This is a genomic window from Bacteroides sp. LFL-34, assembly GCF_027257075.1.
In the GTDB taxonomy this organism is placed as follows: domain Bacteria; phylum Bacteroidota; class Bacteroidia; order Bacteroidales; family Bacteroidaceae; genus Bacteroides; species Bacteroides ovatus.
On the sequence record NZ_JAPQKZ010000014.1, the window covers coordinates 43,483 to 58,563 of the forward strand.

The 15,081-nt window shown below is 51.6% G+C and carries 19 protein-coding genes; 12 read left to right on the plus strand and 7 right to left on the minus strand.

From position 1 onward, the window contains the following. Window positions 1-113: 113 nt before the first annotated feature. From N5O98_RS27585 to N5O98_RS10575, 4 genes are read right to left on the minus strand one after another with little or no spacing between them, the layout of a single operon-like run. Window positions 114-551, minus strand: coding sequence for a hypothetical protein (locus N5O98_RS27585; RefSeq protein WP_004293615.1), 438 nt, complete (start codon window positions 549-551; stop codon window positions 114-116). A gap of 2 nt (window positions 552-553) precedes the next feature. After that, on the minus strand, window positions 554-1,687 hold the full coding sequence (locus N5O98_RS10565) for a phage antirepressor KilAC domain-containing protein (RefSeq protein ID WP_004303966.1): 1,134 nt from the start codon (window positions 1,685-1,687) through the stop codon (window positions 554-556). After that, window positions 1,674-2,012 (minus strand): hypothetical protein, encoded by a 339-nt coding sequence (locus N5O98_RS10570; protein ID WP_004303967.1) that lies wholly within the window; start codon window positions 2,010-2,012, stop codon window positions 1,674-1,676. The genes N5O98_RS10565 and N5O98_RS10570 overlap by 14 nt, the downstream gene beginning before the upstream one ends. A 10-nt stretch (window positions 2,013-2,022) precedes the next feature. Continuing rightward, window positions 2,023-2,520: a hypothetical protein gene (locus N5O98_RS10575; protein WP_004303968.1), complete on the minus strand. Its 498-nt coding sequence runs from the start codon at window positions 2,518-2,520 to the stop codon at window positions 2,023-2,025. 243 nt (window positions 2,521-2,763) lie between these two features. Here N5O98_RS10575 and N5O98_RS10580 point away from each other — a divergent pair, with 243 nt between their 5' ends. The 10 genes from N5O98_RS10580 to N5O98_RS10625 all read left to right on the plus strand — a co-directional run bounded on the left by N5O98_RS10580 (window position 2,764) and on the right by N5O98_RS10625 (window position 11,636). After that, window positions 2,764-4,086: a phage portal protein family protein gene (locus N5O98_RS10580; protein WP_008142945.1), complete on the plus strand. Its 1,323-nt coding sequence runs from the start codon at window positions 2,764-2,766 to the stop codon at window positions 4,084-4,086. A 224-nt stretch (window positions 4,087-4,310) separates the two neighbouring features. Beyond that, on the plus strand, window positions 4,311-4,946 hold the full coding sequence (locus N5O98_RS10585) for a phage minor head protein (protein ID WP_008142943.1): 636 nt from the start codon (window positions 4,311-4,313) through the stop codon (window positions 4,944-4,946). Continuing rightward, window positions 4,927-5,505 carry a hypothetical protein gene (locus N5O98_RS10590; RefSeq protein WP_008860784.1) on the plus strand — a complete coding sequence of 193 codons (579 nt, stop codon included), beginning with the start codon at window positions 4,927-4,929 and terminating at the stop codon, window positions 5,503-5,505. The genes N5O98_RS10585 and N5O98_RS10590 overlap by 20 nt, the downstream gene beginning before the upstream one ends. After that, the gene (locus N5O98_RS10595) at window positions 5,502-6,206 is read left to right on the plus strand and encodes a hypothetical protein (RefSeq protein WP_004293608.1); all 705 of its coding nucleotides are present in this window, start codon (window positions 5,502-5,504) and stop codon (window positions 6,204-6,206) included. The genes N5O98_RS10590 and N5O98_RS10595 overlap by 4 nt, the downstream gene beginning before the upstream one ends. Before the next feature lie 283 nt (window positions 6,207-6,489). Further along, on the plus strand, window positions 6,490-7,728 hold the full coding sequence (locus N5O98_RS10600) for a Clp protease ClpP (RefSeq protein WP_004293607.1): 1,239 nt from the start codon (window positions 6,490-6,492) through the stop codon (window positions 7,726-7,728). Between the two features lie 126 nt (window positions 7,729-7,854). Then, a complete protein-coding gene (locus N5O98_RS10605; RefSeq protein ID WP_004293606.1) occupies window positions 7,855-8,904 on the plus strand; it encodes a hypothetical protein in 1,050 nt (349 codons plus the stop codon). A gap of 75 nt (window positions 8,905-8,979) precedes the next feature. Then, on the plus strand, window positions 8,980-9,327 hold the full coding sequence (locus tag N5O98_RS10610; protein WP_004293605.1) for a hypothetical protein: 348 nt from the start codon (window positions 8,980-8,982) through the stop codon (window positions 9,325-9,327). After that, complete coding sequence (locus N5O98_RS10615) at window positions 9,327-10,679, plus strand: DUF2586 family protein (RefSeq protein ID WP_117719654.1); 1,353 nt, start codon at window positions 9,327-9,329, stop codon at window positions 10,677-10,679. Before N5O98_RS10610 ends, N5O98_RS10615 begins: the two co-directional genes overlap by 1 nt. 3 nt (window positions 10,680-10,682) lie before the next feature. Continuing rightward, entirely contained in the window at window positions 10,683-11,138 is a 456-nt protein-coding gene (locus tag N5O98_RS10620) for a hypothetical protein (RefSeq protein ID WP_004293603.1), read from the plus strand. A gap of 6 nt (window positions 11,139-11,144) precedes the next feature. Next, entirely contained in the window at window positions 11,145-11,636 is a 492-nt protein-coding gene (locus N5O98_RS10625) for a DNA N-6-adenine-methyltransferase (protein ID WP_004293602.1), read from the plus strand. Between the two features lie 84 nt (window positions 11,637-11,720). Here the strand turns inward: N5O98_RS10625 and N5O98_RS10630 are convergent, their stop codons facing one another. Genes N5O98_RS10630 through N5O98_RS10640 form a run of 3 tightly spaced genes read right to left on the minus strand, consistent with a single transcriptional unit; the run spans window position 11,721 to window position 14,235 of the window. Further along, entirely contained in the window at window positions 11,721-12,485 is a 765-nt protein-coding gene (locus tag N5O98_RS10630) for a metallophosphoesterase (protein ID WP_004293601.1), read from the minus strand. Then, window positions 12,482-13,264, minus strand: a complete 783-nt coding sequence (locus N5O98_RS10635; RefSeq protein WP_004293600.1) for a hypothetical protein — start codon at window positions 13,262-13,264, stop codon at window positions 12,482-12,484. Before N5O98_RS10635 ends, N5O98_RS10630 begins: the two co-directional genes overlap by 4 nt. Beyond that, on the minus strand, window positions 13,258-14,235 hold the full coding sequence (locus N5O98_RS10640) for a hypothetical protein (RefSeq protein ID WP_004303975.1): 978 nt from the start codon (window positions 14,233-14,235) through the stop codon (window positions 13,258-13,260). Before N5O98_RS10640 ends, N5O98_RS10635 begins: the two co-directional genes overlap by 7 nt. Before the next feature lie 224 nt (window positions 14,236-14,459). Here N5O98_RS10640 and N5O98_RS10645 point away from each other — a divergent pair, with 224 nt between their 5' ends. Next, window positions 14,460-14,816 carry a hypothetical protein gene (locus tag N5O98_RS10645; RefSeq protein WP_008860783.1) on the plus strand — a complete coding sequence of 119 codons (357 nt, stop codon included), beginning with the start codon at window positions 14,460-14,462 and terminating at the stop codon, window positions 14,814-14,816. Window positions 14,817-14,827: 11 nt separating this feature from the next. Next, complete coding sequence (locus N5O98_RS10650; RefSeq protein ID WP_004293597.1) at window positions 14,828-15,013, plus strand: hypothetical protein; 186 nt, start codon at window positions 14,828-14,830, stop codon at window positions 15,011-15,013. The last annotated feature ends 68 nt before the right edge of the window (window positions 15,014-15,081 follow it).

Consider the following 15,081-nt stretch of genomic DNA (forward strand, 5'->3'; position numbering starts at 1 on the left):
CTAATACGAACTGTTTGCAAATGGTATGAATTAATAAGAGGCGGTTCCATGAAATCGGCAAAGGAGGAATCAACCGGTTATACTGATACTTCATTCATGAAACCGTCCCTCATCTATTTTCCCATTATCCGGACAATCTCCCGTATCGTGTCGAAGTTCCGCTCGTCCAGCCATTCTTTGGCCACGTTCCACGAGAGCGACATTCCGAACTTCAGGTTCTCCATGGTGATGGTATGGTGCGACAACCTGCCTTCAGTGGGCTTGAGCCCTGCCGCATGCAGTTCACACAGTCCGTCCTGAAAGAATGTGCACCCGCCTGCTTCCTGTTTCGCCTGTACCATCGGCACGATATACGGGATTTTTCCTAACAGCAGGCCTACCGCCCACCGAGTGGGTGCAAGACGCTCCCTGTATCCGGCTTTCAGCAACCGGAGGATGTCTTCCGGCGTACCGAGGCACGGTATCCGGCATTGCTGCCTGCACAGACGGCAACGGCACTCTACCGGCCGTCTTCCTGTCTTGCGGATGATCCGCTGTAATGCCGTTTCCATCGCTATGCACCCGGTGGGCAGTATTCAGGGTTCCTCTTGCGCCACAGTTCTATGATACACTCCCGTCCGGCCTGTGTCCATCGTTTGGTGGATCCGAAAGTATATACCTTGCCCCGGCTGTTCTCCCACGTGTAAGGCACATCGCATTGCCAGGCCCGGCAGGAAGGAAAGACCACCCATTGCCGCTTCTCGTACTTGCAGATGCCCTCTTCGGCAAGGAACTGGTGCAACTGTCGCGGCGATATGCCGAGTTCGTCAGCGATGCGCGTGCTCTTGAACCAGTCCCTGTTCTCGATAAACTCCTCGTAGAATACGATTTTCGGCAGGGATTCACTCACCACCTTCCGCAGTTCCAGAATCAGTCTCGTCGCCGATTCCATATCCTGCGGCATGGGACAATCCATACAGGGCAGACCGGGTGCCGCCACCCTGGGGCGTTCGCGTACGATTGTCTTCCCTCGTTTCACGGAGAGTTTGCCGATAGCCTCGCCCAACCATTCCGCCAAAGACAGGTCAGGGGCGATCCATCTGGCCAACGGTATGACAAGCGGTGATTCCAACCAGGTCGCACCGTGCCCCCGCCCCCGTGTGGTGAAGACTTGCGACTCGTATTTCCCGGTATGTCCGTTGCCGGCCATTTCCCTGCGGAGCATATCCGTGGAAGCGATGCGTAGCCATTCAGACGGGATTTTCCCGAAGTGCATCGTGATCTGCGTGGCGTTGACCATCAGCTTGTCGCCGACACGCCGGAACGTGACGGGGAACCCTTCCTCGAAGTGCATGACGATGTCGTCCTGCGGGACGGCGTGCAGCTCCCCGGCTTCCAGTTCCAGAAGCTTGTTGCCCCACACTTCCAATTCATCAAGCAGGTCACGGGGTATAATAGTCTCCTTGCGTACCAGTTGTAAAAGCCGGCGCATATCGATGGGACGGAAACCCCACTGTTCCCTGCCGTTTTTCCGGAAACTGATTTTCAATGCCGTCGGGCAAACACGGGCGATGGCGCCGTTTTCAAGCAGTTCGTCCCGCTTGAGTATATCGCATATATCCACGGCGCAGATATGGAGCTGGCCGTTATGGTTCCGGGAAACCCTTATGTTCCAGTCCCGGAACGGAACATTCCTATTTTCCCTCATAGGTATTTCCTCCTTTCTTTTGGTTATCAGACTTACGTTTGTTTTCAAGCAAGGCTCTCTTATGTGCCATCTTGCGCACCGGATAGTACGTGCGTTTCTCGCCGCAAAGGGCGTCATAATCTTTCAGCATCAGTGTGCCGAGGTCGGCCAGCTCGATTTCCACATCCGGATGCAGATGCCTGAAATAGAGTCCGCCGCTGCATACATACTTGCCCGTGCAACAGAATGAGATAGCCTGCAAGTTGCCTTTTGTCAATTCCGCCGCGCTGTGCAGCGAGCGCGTGACCGCTACAAGAACCTGTGCCCCGTTGAAGATGAGCACCATCTTGGGTCGTTTAAATGTGCTGCGTCTCATGTTGTTCTAAAATTTGCGTTAATTCCTCCTTTGTAAATCTAAGACCGGCAGCCTGTACCAGCCAAGTGTCTGAAACCGTAAATCCACCGGACAGCAGTTCGTCCACGCGCTCCAGAAGGTAGACACCGAACGCGGGATCGATGTAAACGACAAATAATAGAGCCAGACATTCATCAATTAACAGGTGTCCCGACGCCTCGTCACGGATGATCATCTTTTCCCTGTCTATTCCGTAGGCGTCTGCCAACGCCGTTGCCCAGTGATGGAAAGCGACACGGAAATCACGGACATTATGCCGGCGTGCATCTCCTTTGGCCTGGATGAAGCGTGTCGCGTCGAAATAGACCGGTCCGTCTTCCCGTAACGTTCCGAAAAGCAGATCGGGGAACTCCCTGTACCGGATTATCCGGCAGGGAATCTTTTCTTCTTTCATGTTCTCTTTTTCATTGTTCTTGGATTTGTATCTAACGTGGTGCAAAGATATATCTTTTTAATATGAAATACACTATAAATATATACATAAATTACACTTTTAATAAATTGTTAATCACTGATAATAAGATATTTACAACATAAATAAAACCGAAATATCTATATATTTAAGTTGTATATTTCGGTTTGTAAATCAAGCATTAAGAGTCCCGTTCTCCATATATTCTTTTAGCCGTAAAAACCTCTCTTGAGGATTGTCTCTACTCTTTGAACAAGAAACAAAAAAATTATGGCTACATCGGACAAATCATTTAACGGGGAACTCTTGGAGAGTATTTTTAAGACCTCCAAAAAGACAATTCAGGAGTATGTCCGCGAAATCGAGCGCAACAACCGCTACCGTTCATGCCGTCAGGATACCGGCTCGGGATATATTCTCGATGACCGCGCCCGGCTCATTGACCTGTATGAAGCCTGCCTGCAACAGGACGCTCATATACGTTCCGTTGTCGAGACACTGGAAAGCCAGATTCTCGGCGACCGCTATATGCTTGCCCGTGTAAACGAAAAGGGAAAATACATCAAGGACGTGGCGAACTCCCTGAAGATACAGGGTTCGCAGTTCGACAAGATAATCAAGGGCATAGTGGAATCCAAGCTCTACGGGTACACCCTGCTTGAAATCATGCCGCATACTGACCCCAGAACGGGCAGGCTGGCGGAAGTCAACATCATCGAACGGCGTAATGTGTTGCCGGACCAGAAAACGGTACTGAAGCGGCAGGGACTGTGGGAGCCGCATTGGGATTTACATGACCCGGCATATTACCGTTGTTATGTACTGGTAAACTCCGGCGACTTGGGACTTTTTTCCGCCACGACCCCTTTGATACTGGCCAAGAAATTCACGGTGGCCAACTATGTGAACTTTTCCCATACTTACGGACAGCCGATTATCCACGGAAAGACGGTCAGCGAGAGCAACGCCGACCGCAAGAGGCTGGCTAACGAGATAGCCAACGCGGCACAGAACAAGGTGGTGGTTACCGGCATTGAGGACGAGGTCGATATCAAGACATTCACCATGTCCAACTCGGAAAAGATATATACCGGGCTTATCGAGTTTGTGAACAAGGAAGTTGCCAACCTCGTGCTCGGCTCCGAGTCGATGGCCGGAGGGATGCAGTCGTACGTGGGTTCCACGAAAGCACACCAGGACATTTTCCGCGACCGTATCGAAGTCTACCGTCGGTATATCGAAAACGTCATGAACGAGGAGATAATCCCCCGCCTGGTGGCTATCGGGTATATCCCCGGAGGATTGGAGTTCCGGTATTCGAACCGGATAGAGATGAGCAACGAGGACCGCATCAAGCTCTATTCGCTGATCACGGACAAATATGAAGTGGCGGCCGATGAGATCGAGAAAGAGTTCGGTATCAATGTGGGCCGGCAGCTCAATGTTATCCCGGGATTAGGTTTCGGAGCCGAAGGCGGCTCATCCGGTCTCAGCCACAACGACCGGGGCATCATGTCGGACGAGGAGTATTTCCGGCGTTACGGACGCCCCCGGGGGGCGAAGGTCGGAAATTTTCTGCGGGGAGCGGAATAGAAGCCCGTCTTCCGCTCCCGGACAACGCTCCGTTCAGGGCTGTCAGGGCATCTGCAACCACGGAATCCGATACGGAAAAGGAGTATCGTGTCATTTTCGATGCATTCCGCAGGCTGATCCTCTATTGGGAGAACAGCGCGGAACGTCTCGACATTATAGAGGACATCATCACCCTGCGTGCCTCTTTCCTCATAGACCGTGCGCTGACAGGTCTGCGAATCGATATGGACCGGGCATTGGAGATACTGAAAAATCACAACTCCTTTACAACAGAGAGGGAACGGCAGCAGCGTGACATCCTGATTGCAGCTATAGACAACCTGGTGGATTTTGCCGCGGCAGAGGAGTATGCCATGCTCGGGGAACTGCCCGAGACAGCGGATGAACAGGACATGGAAGCATACGAAAAGATATGCCGCAGGTATAACCTCGTCCATGCGGAGGAAGAGAACAACCAGGTATTCTTCGCGGCCTCGATGGCCGCATGGTGGATGGCGGTGGATATGGATACCGTGCTTACCTACATGACACAAGGCGATGAACGGGTACGTGCCTGGCATCTTTCATTGGAAGGGATTTCCTTCCGCAAATCCGAGTTTCCTCCGGAGCTGATACCGCCGATCGAATGGGGATGCCGCTGCTTTCTGGTCGCGGAGGGGTTCGCCGCTGTCCGGGCGGCTTTGCCGGATAAGGGAGACTATCTGGAAAAGGTGGATCCGGTCTTCCGGGAGAGCCTGGCAACCGGCGGGCGTATCTTTTCCGATGCGCACCGCTATTTCTCCGTCCCGCTTCCGGGTTACATGAATGATATTGTGAAACGCATTAAAGGAAAGTTCGCCTATGCCCAAGATAACGCTTGATGAGTTTTGCAGCCACTGGGTAAGCAGGACCAGTACGCGCGTCATGGCCAGCCGGCTGGAGTTCAACGTATTCGACTTCGCAACTGCTGCCGGTGACTATACCAGGCAGCAGTTCGTGTCCTCATTCGCTTCGGGGGGATTCAACGGTAGCAAATGGGCGCCTCGTACCTCCAAATGGGGAAAGAGGTTCACCCATCCTCTCATGAACGATACGGGGACTCTGGCCCGGAGCATACAGTCGGAAGCCGGCCGGACAGACATAGTGGGACGGCGTTCGGACCGTACGCGCATCTTCCGGAAAGGCGCCAGGTATTGCATGTGGACTACGGAAAAGAGCTTTCCAGTCAAGGGCAAGCGGGGACGCAGCAAGGAGCGTTACGGGCATTATGCCGCCATACACAATACCGATCCGAAGTTCGGGCTGTACACGGTAAACCAGTATTCCACGCGCCGTCCCGTACACCGGCAGTTCATCGGATTCTCACCGAAGACGGACGACTATATCGCCGCCCATTTCATAGATATGATTTTTAAAGGATTTCCACACCAGCCGTTATGATAAAAGACAAACACCCAGCACCACAGCCCGCACAACCGTCGGCACCGGCGGAGAGCCTGCCTGAAGAAGTTTCCGCGAACCCTTTCGTGGAGATATACCGGGCCGTTAAGCGGGCTGTCCTGACCCTGCGGGAGAATCCGGACGACCCGTTGTCGCCGCCCCTGTTCAAAACCGTCGCTATCGACAACGGCCAGTTCGCCCGCATTGTCCGTGACGATAACACGGAGTATGAGACTGTGTTCCCTGCCGTGTTCATCCACTTTATCAACGTGAGGTACCTGGTACAGCAACAGCGTATCGGTGAGGGACGCGCCACCATGCGCGTGCGGTTTATCCTGAATACGCTCAACAATGCGGACGAAGACAAGGAATGCGAGGCGTTTCTGGTCTTCCAGCGGCTCAATGTAGCCATACAGGATGCCAAGAACCATGAGCCGGCGCTGAGCGAGCGGTGCAACCTGACCTATTTCGACATGCCGCTTTCAACCAATATGTTGCAGGCGTACTGGATAGACTACGAGGTATGGTTCAGGGAATCTTCCGCGTGGAAATACAGGGACTGGGTAAAAAGGTATGTGGTCATGCCCCCGTTCACCCAACACAGCGATGCGCCGCAACATGACAGCGGCGGACACGGCTTCCATCCGCGTCCGGAACATGACGAAGTATCTGGTTTTTCGGATACTGGATCGGAAAATTGAAATCCATGCAGGAGATTTATCCGCACTGCGTATAAACAGACATGAATCAGCAGATAATACAAGACTCATGATACATTTTCTGTACTTGCTGAATTTAGAATGTTCAGCATGCCGGTCTTGATACAAATAGTTGCAACCGGTCTGTAATTTGAACAATCTATTATACTGTAAAGATAATCGCATTTCCATAAATGGATGGATTCTCATATTTCCACTTCCATAAATAGCAGTGCAAAACCTTTTCTTTTTCCACCGCCTACTCTTGTTCAAATAACCCTTGCATATGGATATGAACACACTTCAATATGTCGTCGGAGAGGCGAAGGCAGGCCAGCCGGCTGTTATCCGTTTCTTCGGTCGCGTGACGGAAGAGACGACCTCACGTTTCAATGACGAGTTCGACTTTTTGGAAAATATCATCCGTCCCTCCTGTATCCGCGTGTTGATCAACTCGGAGGGCGGCAGTGTCCTTTACGGCATGTCCACCTATTCCACCATCGCCAATGCCACGGTGGATACGGAATGTATCATCGAAGGGGTCGCGGCATCGATGGCCTCCATCATCTGGGCGGCGGGCAAGCGTTCTCTCATGCGTGATTATGCCATACTGATGATTCATAACCCGATGTTGCCGGACGATGACGGAGGGGAACCGTCGGACATGGTAACGGCTTTTACCAAACAGATCGAGACGATTTACCGGAAACGGTTCGGCCTGAAAGCGGAGCATGTGCGGGCCATCATGGACGGACAGGCAGGAAAGGACGGGACCTATTTCGACGCACAGGCTGCCGTCAAGGCCGGCATCATACCTGCGGAGCATGTCATCCATACCTCGAAGCAGCTTTGCCGTAAAGTGCATGACGAGATAGAAGGATTGACCGATACGGCCGCCATCCAGGAACTGATGAGCCGTGTCAGCGCGGGAAATAAACCTTTCAAAGGCATTGAACCTACTCTTACAGAAACGGAAAACGATATGGCAAACGAAAACAAGACACAAGGCTTTGAGTACGGGGCGATTGCAGCCTCGCTGGGCATGAAGGACGGTGAGGTCAAGGACGTGATGGCACGTATCTCTGAACTGGCCGCGATGGAACCCAAATACAGAGAAATACAGAAATCACTGAGCGACGCGCAGACCGTCATCGCCGGAAAAGACGCCTCCATCCGGAACTTGCAGACAGACCTGGCCGCAGCGACGGCACGCCTTTCCGCCTACGAGCAGAAAGAGAAGGACGAGCAGGCTTCCCGTATCGAGACATTGGTGGAGAATGCCATTGCAGAAGGCAAGATTGACCGTGAGGCGAAAACGCAGTGGGTGGAGATGGCCGGTTCCAACTTCGAGTTGGCGGAAAGCACGCTGGCTTCCATTCCCGCGCGGGAGAAAATCTCGAAGGAAATCGCCGATGACCCTGCCAACATCCAGGCCACGGCGGAAGCGACAAAGACCGCCGAACAGCTGATGGCCGAGAAGGTGGCGGAAGTGGTCGGTGCGGATTTCAAGTTCCGAAAGCTCTGACAGACTATCCGCGGGCGTCCGCCCGATTTTAACTGACATGCCGGAGACCGCAGTGTCTCGCGCGGAAACAGCAGGTATCCGCCAGTCGGCCGAGTTTCATTCTTCAACGGAAAACTTAAAACGACAATGGCTGATACAGTAAACTTTCTTCAAAACGGGTATAGCGGCGAAGTACTTGAGGACTTGCTGACCTATACCGTGCAGGGCAATGATACAGTCCGCGAGGGACTGATTCATATCAAGACGGGCATCCAGCACCGCTATACGCTTCCTGCCATCAAGCTGGGCAACATTATCCAGGACAACGTGCCGACCCCACAACCCATCCACGGAGCCAAGGGCGATGACGGCACGAACGAGTACCAGTTCACCGAACGCCATCTTGAGCCGTCCGATTTTATGGTCTATCTCGAGTTTAACCCGAGGGACTACGAGAAGTACTGGCGTTTCGCGCAGCCGGAAGGCAATCTCGTGTTCCGCGAGCTCGACCCGAAAATCCAGGCGACGATGCTCCGTCTCCTTATGGACAAGAAAAACGAGTATATCGGAAACGCCATCTGGACTTCCGCCCGCGGAGGAGAGACGGTGGCCAAGATTACCGCACCGGAAGGCTGCACGAAAATCGGAGCCAACAAGGAGAAATATTTTGACGGGGTCATCAAACGGATCCTCGACAATGTGAACTCCTCCGATGCCGAGGTGGTTGCCGGAGGGCAGTGCATCATTTCGGGAACGACCGAGCTGACGGACGGGGCCGCGGTGGAGGCGGCGCTCTATGCGATGTGGAGGAAATGTCCGAAGCAGATCCGAAAGAAGACATCTCTGACCTTTGTGGTCGGATGGGACGCCTGGGACGCGTATGACCAATATATCTCGGACAAGCAGGTCAAGTATTCCGAGAATACCGAGGTCAACCGCTATCGCTTCAAGGGCAAGCGCATCGTCCCGGTCGTGGGAATCCCCGAACACACGATGGTGCTCGGCGAGTTCTCCACCGGCATGGACTCCAACCTGTGGATGGGGGTGGATTACGCGAACGACACGGACATCCTGAAAATCGACCGTCTGCAGGCCAACTCCGAGCTGTTCTTTTTCCAGATGCGCATGAAAATGGACGTGAACATCGTCCGCCCGGCGGAGATCGTGGTCCATACCGCCTACAAGAAGAGCGAATAACACACCTTTCTTCATTCTCAATATCCACCCGGGGAGCGGAGGCAAGGCCCCGTTCCCCATTTTCATTCTACTGTTATGGCAAAGAAAATCAACACGGAGGAAACTCCGCAGACAGACAACAATAATATTCCTGCACCGGAGGCTCAGGCGGTGCCCGTTCCGGAAACGGCATCGGAAAACCTCGGGACAGGCGGCGAGACTGAAGACAGGCTGCCGGCCAAGACCGCGGGGAAAGGGAATGCAGGGTCGGAGGAGACGACAGAGCCTCACATCCTGTCCCTGTTGAAAAAGTTCCCGGCATATCCGTCGCTGTACATCGACACGCACGGAGGAACCTATGCGCCGGACACGGCGGCCGCCATCAGGGGCAAGGCCGTACTCTACAGGAATCCTTTCTACAACGAACTTAAAAAGAAATCATAATGGCACTCGGTAATGTATTTATCAAGGATGTGGACGGCAATATTCCTTACGATACCGGCTCGTCGGGCGAGAAGGTGACGGGACTGCTGTTCGACGTGTCCCTCCAGCCGACGCTTTTCACGGAGGGGTATGGTAAAACCAATGAGACCAGGCTCAAGCCTGGCGATGTCTGCTACATCACCTCGTTCAAGTCCGCCGTGAACGACTTCGGTATCATCGAACGTGTGGAGGCAACCGACGAGGAGGAGATGAATGTCAATTTCCTGCACGGCATCCCGGCATACCATATCCGTGAATTTTTCCGCATGTCCGGCAATCCGGGCGGTTCAGGAAAACTCTACGTGATGTTCGCGGACTGTTCGGCGAACTGGGATGCGCTGGAAATCATGCAGCGTGCTGCCGGGGGTATGATCAACCAGATAGGCATATGGACGGAACAGCCGCTGTGGAAAGCGAACGGCGCATCGGAACAATACAACCTCAATCTGGTAAAGGGGCTCAACGACGTGGCCGTGGGGCTTGCGGAGCAGAACCAGCCGCTCTCGCTCATCCTTTCCGCCAATCCTTCCAATACGGGGGCGGATACGATTGAGGGGCGTCAGATTGACCTGAATAAAATACCTTCATGCATCTGTGAATCAAGCCGTATCAGCTGTATATTCGGCCAGGCGCATCACGAAAAGATCTCCACGATGCAGATGTGCAACAGGAACCATACGCCCGTGGGATTTTTGGGAGCGGTTATGGGAGCCATAGCAAAGGCCAACGTGCACGAATCCATCGCATGGGTCAAGCAGTTCAATCTCTTCGCGGACGATTTCCAGGAAATAGAGTTGGGGTTCGGGGACATCAACCTCGACGAGGCAGAGGAGAACTTCCTCAGCCTGAACCGGTACGAGTCACTCTCCCCGTCACTGCTGGACGAACTCGACGATAAGGGGTATATTTTTCCCATCAAGTATGCCGGCCGCGAGAACGGGATCTACATCTCGAAAGACCAGACATGCTCACATGGGGATTTCCGTACCATTGCCCGGAACCGCACCATCAACAAGAGCCGCCGTGCCGTGCGTGCAGCCCTGCTGCCGTATGTGAACTCACCGCTGATGGTCAATCCTTCAACCGGGTTCCTCGCCCCGTCGAAGATTACAGCTTTCAAGACACTCATCGGGGATATACTGGCCAAGATGCAGGCGGCGCAGGAAATTTCAGGATACGCCGTCACTATCGACCCGAACCAGAACGTGTTGGTGGACGACACGCTGCGCATCTCCTATGTCCTTGTCCCGGTGGGCGTGGCCGTGAAGATTTATGTAGAGGAAGGACTGTCATTAACCGCAAATAAGACATAGCATATGGCAATAATCAACAATGTAGCATACTCGTGGTCGATGATAACCCTGTCATCGACCGCCCTGGGAATCGATGAAGGTTCCACGACCCTTGAAGGCGTGTCGGCCATCAAATGGTCGAAGAAGCGCAAGGTCGAAAGTAACTACGGCATGGGAGGACGGCCGGTGTCGAGGGGGTTCGGGAACATTACCTATACGGCGAGCATCACGATGGACTATGCCACGCAACAGCTGTTGCGTTCGGTGTACGGCTCGCTGCTCGAAATCGGCGAGTTCGACCTGATTATCAGCTTTGCCAACCCGATGGCCGGCGAGGACTGGACAACGACGACCGTAACGCTCAAAGGTTGCATCTTCACGGAGGATTGTCTCGAGTCACAGCAGGATGATACCAATATCACCCATGAATTCGATCTCAACCCGTTCGATATCCAAATCGGCTCGGGTGATACAATCTAAGCTGTCATGGATGTAACTTTCGAGGGGAAATCTTCTACCGGAAAGAACGAATGGCTCACGCCTCCCTGCCTGCTTCGGAGGCTGGGGCCGTTCGATTTGGATCCGTGTTCGCCCGTAAACCGCCCATGGGATACGGCGCGACATCACTATACCATTGAGGATGACGGCCTGCAACAACCCTGGTTCGGACGTGTGTTCTGCAATCCTCCCTATGACACTGCACTGATTGTCCGGTTTATCCGCAGGTGTGTCGAACACAGGAATGCCGTCGCGCTCACTTTTGCCCGCACGGACACGCGCCTGTTCCACGAACTGATATTCCCAAACGCCGATTCAATACTCTTTATCAAGGGACGGCTCAGTTTTTACCATGTTACGGGGGAACAGGGTGGTACGGCCGGAGCGCCGTCATGCCTGATCGCCTTCAACAAAGAAAATACCGCGGTTCTGGAAACATGCGGTATCGACGGGAAGTTGGTGAAGCCACGACTTCAATAGTCAACCATAAATTTGTTACATAATAACCCGTCTGTTTGCCGGATATTGACCTTGGCTGACAGACGGGATTTATGTATGGCAGACTTAAATCGAAATATGCGCTTCCTTATCGAATGACGTATGCTCGTTACTGAACACATAGCCCAACTGGTTGCATATGCACCGGGTGTTTCCGATGACCTTATTGATATTGCGGTGCGAGTGGCCATATATCCAGTATTCAATCGGGCTGTCTGCAATGAAACCGCCAAGCTCCACGGTAAATGCCCCATTGAGCGGACTGCCCTTGAACTCCGGCGCCATCAGTTCGAATGACGGTACATGATGAGTGGCGACAATGAGATGTCTGGCAGTACTTTGTTTTACGCTCTGTTCCAGAAAACGGAAACAGCGCGAATGTTCGTCATTGAACCTTGTCCAGTCCAGCGGTTCGCTGCCGTAACGCATCCTGCGGAAATCTGTGATGGCTGCCTCAGTTTCATAGGCATCCTGCAACAGGATATGTGACCACAGTGTGGTAGCGATCAATTCTATATCGTTACCCAATGGGATAACGGCATTATAGTGGCAGGTGATGTTTTCCCTGATTTTGAGCGACCAGCCGTTATACAGCTTGTCTATGTCGAACATCTTGTAAAACTCGTGGTTTCCGGGAACCACGATGACCCGGCTGTAATTTCCGGAAGCCCAGTCCCAGAACGGATGTCTGGAGTAGTTCTCATCTCCGATATATCCTATATCTCCGGCAAGGACAAGCACTTCTCCGGCAACAGCCAGCGGGTTGTGCTTCAAAAAACTGCTGTTCTCCCGAAACTCGAGATGCAGGTCGGATGCGTATTGGATTCTCATTGTTGTGTTATGAAATTGGCTTCAAGTTGTTCCAATAACTGTTCTCCGGAAATGCTTTTAAGTCCTGCCGATTTGAAAAAATCAGAGTTTGGCACTTCTTCTTTGACAGCCAGGCAAAACCTGTCAACATCTTGTTTAAGCGAATCAGGAACTTCGTAGGTGTCGGCAGGAGCAAGCATGGCAACCAGCCGGAATACATCTTTCTTGTGCTTGACGATATGTTTGCTGTCCACTTGTTCTCCATTGCTTTTCCGCTCGGTCATTTCTAAATAGGCCCTGCATTTCAGACAGATAAGACTTTCAATGTTCGCAATATGTACGCCCTCCTCCAACGTGCTGTGTTCAATGGTATAATTATAATAGTCATCATCCATCAAAATGGCTGACAGACTTGACAGGTCATCATCAACCGGAATGGGGGTAATGTGGGCATCGTCCGGGAATTTGACAACCCCGATATTTCGTGAAAAGAGTTCTATCTGATACGGGAAATCCGGATTTCCCGGTTCCTTGAACCTGTAATATTCATGCCTGCATTCCCCGTTCCCGGTTCCCTTATTCCTTTGTCTGTACCCTGCGGTTTTTACAAACTCCCAGAATTTTGCAGCAAAATCCGAAGACAGCGCCTCCACAATCAGTATAATGTCTATGTCCTTGGTCGCCCTTGGAGTTTGTGCATATATTTCTTCATGCATTTCACAGGCAGTACCACCTATGATGACATAGTTTCCTTCATATCCGGTGAAAAACTCCCTGAATTTATCAATTCCTCTTACCATATCATATTATTTATCATAGTTTCCAATTCTATTTGAATGCGTTCATCATCCATATCCTTCATGGCCAGAAATAAAGACAATTTGTCTACAATGCCGTTTTTTGAGAAAAAACATGGATTGTAACGCCATATCTCTATGCGGGTCTCGCCATATTCCTTGTCTGTCCGGATTTGCAACCGTCGAGCTTCTTCTTTTGCAATGGCATAAGTGTCATTTTTTTCCTTGTTCAGCATTGAATATTCCGACAAGGCATTTACTCCACTAATACAAAATACTTCATCAGGCAGACTATCGGTATATACAATCCGCTCGATGGGGTTCGCCAGGAACGGCAACATCCTGTCCCATAATTCACGCTTTTTGAACTGAAATATCATACTCTTTGTCTTGCCGCCGGATAAAGCGATAACTTCTTTATCTTTCAGCCATCTGACCGCCCGGTTTACATTGGCATACGACACGTTGAAAAGATCTGCAATATCATAAGTTCCTTTCCCTTCGAGAGACTTTACTTCAAGATGATAAAGGATTATGCATTGGGCAATTGCAGGAATCTGCGTTTCTTCACCTCCCCCGATATTATTTTTATGCGGTTTCAAATCTATCAACAAATCCGGTATGAACATTTGCTTTTGCGGTATGATGAAATTTACACGATGTCTGACAAGACGCCGTACATTATAGGCCGCCACTGTACGCAATACAAATATTACCGGGCATTGGGCTTTTCGCTCAACCAGTTCTTTTTGTTTCCGCATCTGCCCCGGAGTATATGCAGAACTGTCTGCACTATACAGAAGAACTACGTCATGCCCCAACAAGTTAGCCGTACAAAATGTATAACCGGCAGTAATATTGGCTGGGAATGTATGCAAGACATCCTTTTCGACCGGCCTGATGTCCGCCCTCAAATCAAGCAATTCAGCGATGTACCGGCTTGTCACATCTATAAAATCATCTATTTTGCACATAATCATTTATGTTTGAGAATATGCAAAATTAACGATTATATACTATATATCAAAGAAATATATGAAATATATTCAGCGAAATTTCCTTTAAAGACTGATCTGGGAATATCAGGAGCAAAGAAGTTTTTTGTATAACATATGGATTACAAGTGAATAAGAACCGTGTCTTCAACCTTTCCACGATTCTTTGTCCTACTCTTTCGGTGAATCAAAACAAATTCGATATGGACGAAAAAATGCTTTCATTGGAACAGGAGATCAAGATCAAGGAAAAAGCCCTCAAACTGAAAGAGGAGAAGAAACTCCGCAAGATTTGTCCGATGGTCGTTTTCGGAGACACCGCAAACGGCGAGAAAGAGATTTATGTGGCCTACATGTCCGAACCGAGCTTTCCGCAGTTCAGCAAATTCATGGCCGCTTCCAAAAAGGACGAGGTAATCGCCATGCGCACGTTGGCCCGCGACTGCTTCGTGGACGGAGATAAGGAACTCGTGGACGACGAGTCGCTCTTCCTGTTCGGTCTGATGGGACAGCTTTCCGAGCTGATCACCACCCGCCAGAGTGTCCTGGTAAACTTATAAGCCGGTGGGTAGTGACCGACGAGCAGCGCATCCGCCAGCGGATGATCTATGTCCGCCACTACTTTCCCGGCGTCAACCTCGACACGATTTCCGACGAGGAGTTCGCGATGCTTTCCGAAGAGGCGTTGTGGCTGCACGAGCAGATGCTCATCAGCCGTATGCCCGTTCCGATGTCATTGCCGGAGAGGACTCCTTGACCTGCCGCCGTAAGCTTCCGGTTTGCGGCGGCCTTCGTTTCATAATCTCCGCCCTTGCGGAAAGACTA

Excerpts from the sequence above, each read along its gene's own strand:
- N5O98_RS10570 (WP_004303967.1), bottom strand. The coding sequence starts at position 2,012 with ATGGTGCTCATCTTCAACGGGGCACAGGTTCTTGTAGCGGTCACGCGC.
- N5O98_RS10640 (WP_004303975.1), bottom strand. The coding sequence starts at position 14,235 with ATGTGCAAAATAGATGATTTTATAGATGTGACAAGCCGGTACATCGCT.
- N5O98_RS10590 (WP_008860784.1), top strand. The coding sequence starts at position 4,927 with ATGCCCAAGATAACGCTTGATGAGTTTTGCAGCCACTGGGTAAGCAGG.
- N5O98_RS10585 (WP_008142943.1), top strand. The coding sequence starts at position 4,311 with ATGGACCGGGCATTGGAGATACTGAAAAATCACAACTCCTTTACAACA.
- N5O98_RS10645 (WP_008860783.1), top strand. The coding sequence starts at position 14,460 with ATGGACGAAAAAATGCTTTCATTGGAACAGGAGATCAAGATCAAGGAA.
- N5O98_RS10635 (WP_004293600.1), bottom strand. The coding sequence starts at position 13,264 with ATGGTAAGAGGAATTGATAAATTCAGGGAGTTTTTCACCGGATATGAA.
- N5O98_RS10615 (WP_117719654.1), top strand. The coding sequence starts at position 9,327 with ATGGCACTCGGTAATGTATTTATCAAGGATGTGGACGGCAATATTCCT.
- N5O98_RS10605 (WP_004293606.1), top strand. The coding sequence starts at position 7,855 with ATGGCTGATACAGTAAACTTTCTTCAAAACGGGTATAGCGGCGAAGTA.
- N5O98_RS27585 (WP_004293615.1), bottom strand. The coding sequence starts at position 551 with ATGGAAACGGCATTACAGCGGATCATCCGCAAGACAGGAAGACGGCCG.
- N5O98_RS10625 (WP_004293602.1), top strand. The coding sequence starts at position 11,145 with ATGGATGTAACTTTCGAGGGGAAATCTTCTACCGGAAAGAACGAATGG.
- N5O98_RS10630 (WP_004293601.1), bottom strand. The coding sequence starts at position 12,485 with ATGAGAATCCAATACGCATCCGACCTGCATCTCGAGTTTCGGGAGAAC.
- N5O98_RS10610 (WP_004293605.1), top strand. The coding sequence starts at position 8,980 with ATGGCAAAGAAAATCAACACGGAGGAAACTCCGCAGACAGACAACAAT.
- N5O98_RS10565 (WP_004303966.1), bottom strand. The coding sequence starts at position 1,687 with ATGAGGGAAAATAGGAATGTTCCGTTCCGGGACTGGAACATAAGGGTT.
- N5O98_RS10600 (WP_004293607.1), top strand. The coding sequence starts at position 6,490 with ATGGATATGAACACACTTCAATATGTCGTCGGAGAGGCGAAGGCAGGC.
- N5O98_RS10595 (WP_004293608.1), top strand. The coding sequence starts at position 5,502 with ATGATAAAAGACAAACACCCAGCACCACAGCCCGCACAACCGTCGGCA.
- N5O98_RS10620 (WP_004293603.1), top strand. The coding sequence starts at position 10,683 with ATGGCAATAATCAACAATGTAGCATACTCGTGGTCGATGATAACCCTG.
- N5O98_RS10580 (WP_008142945.1), top strand. The coding sequence starts at position 2,764 with ATGGCTACATCGGACAAATCATTTAACGGGGAACTCTTGGAGAGTATT.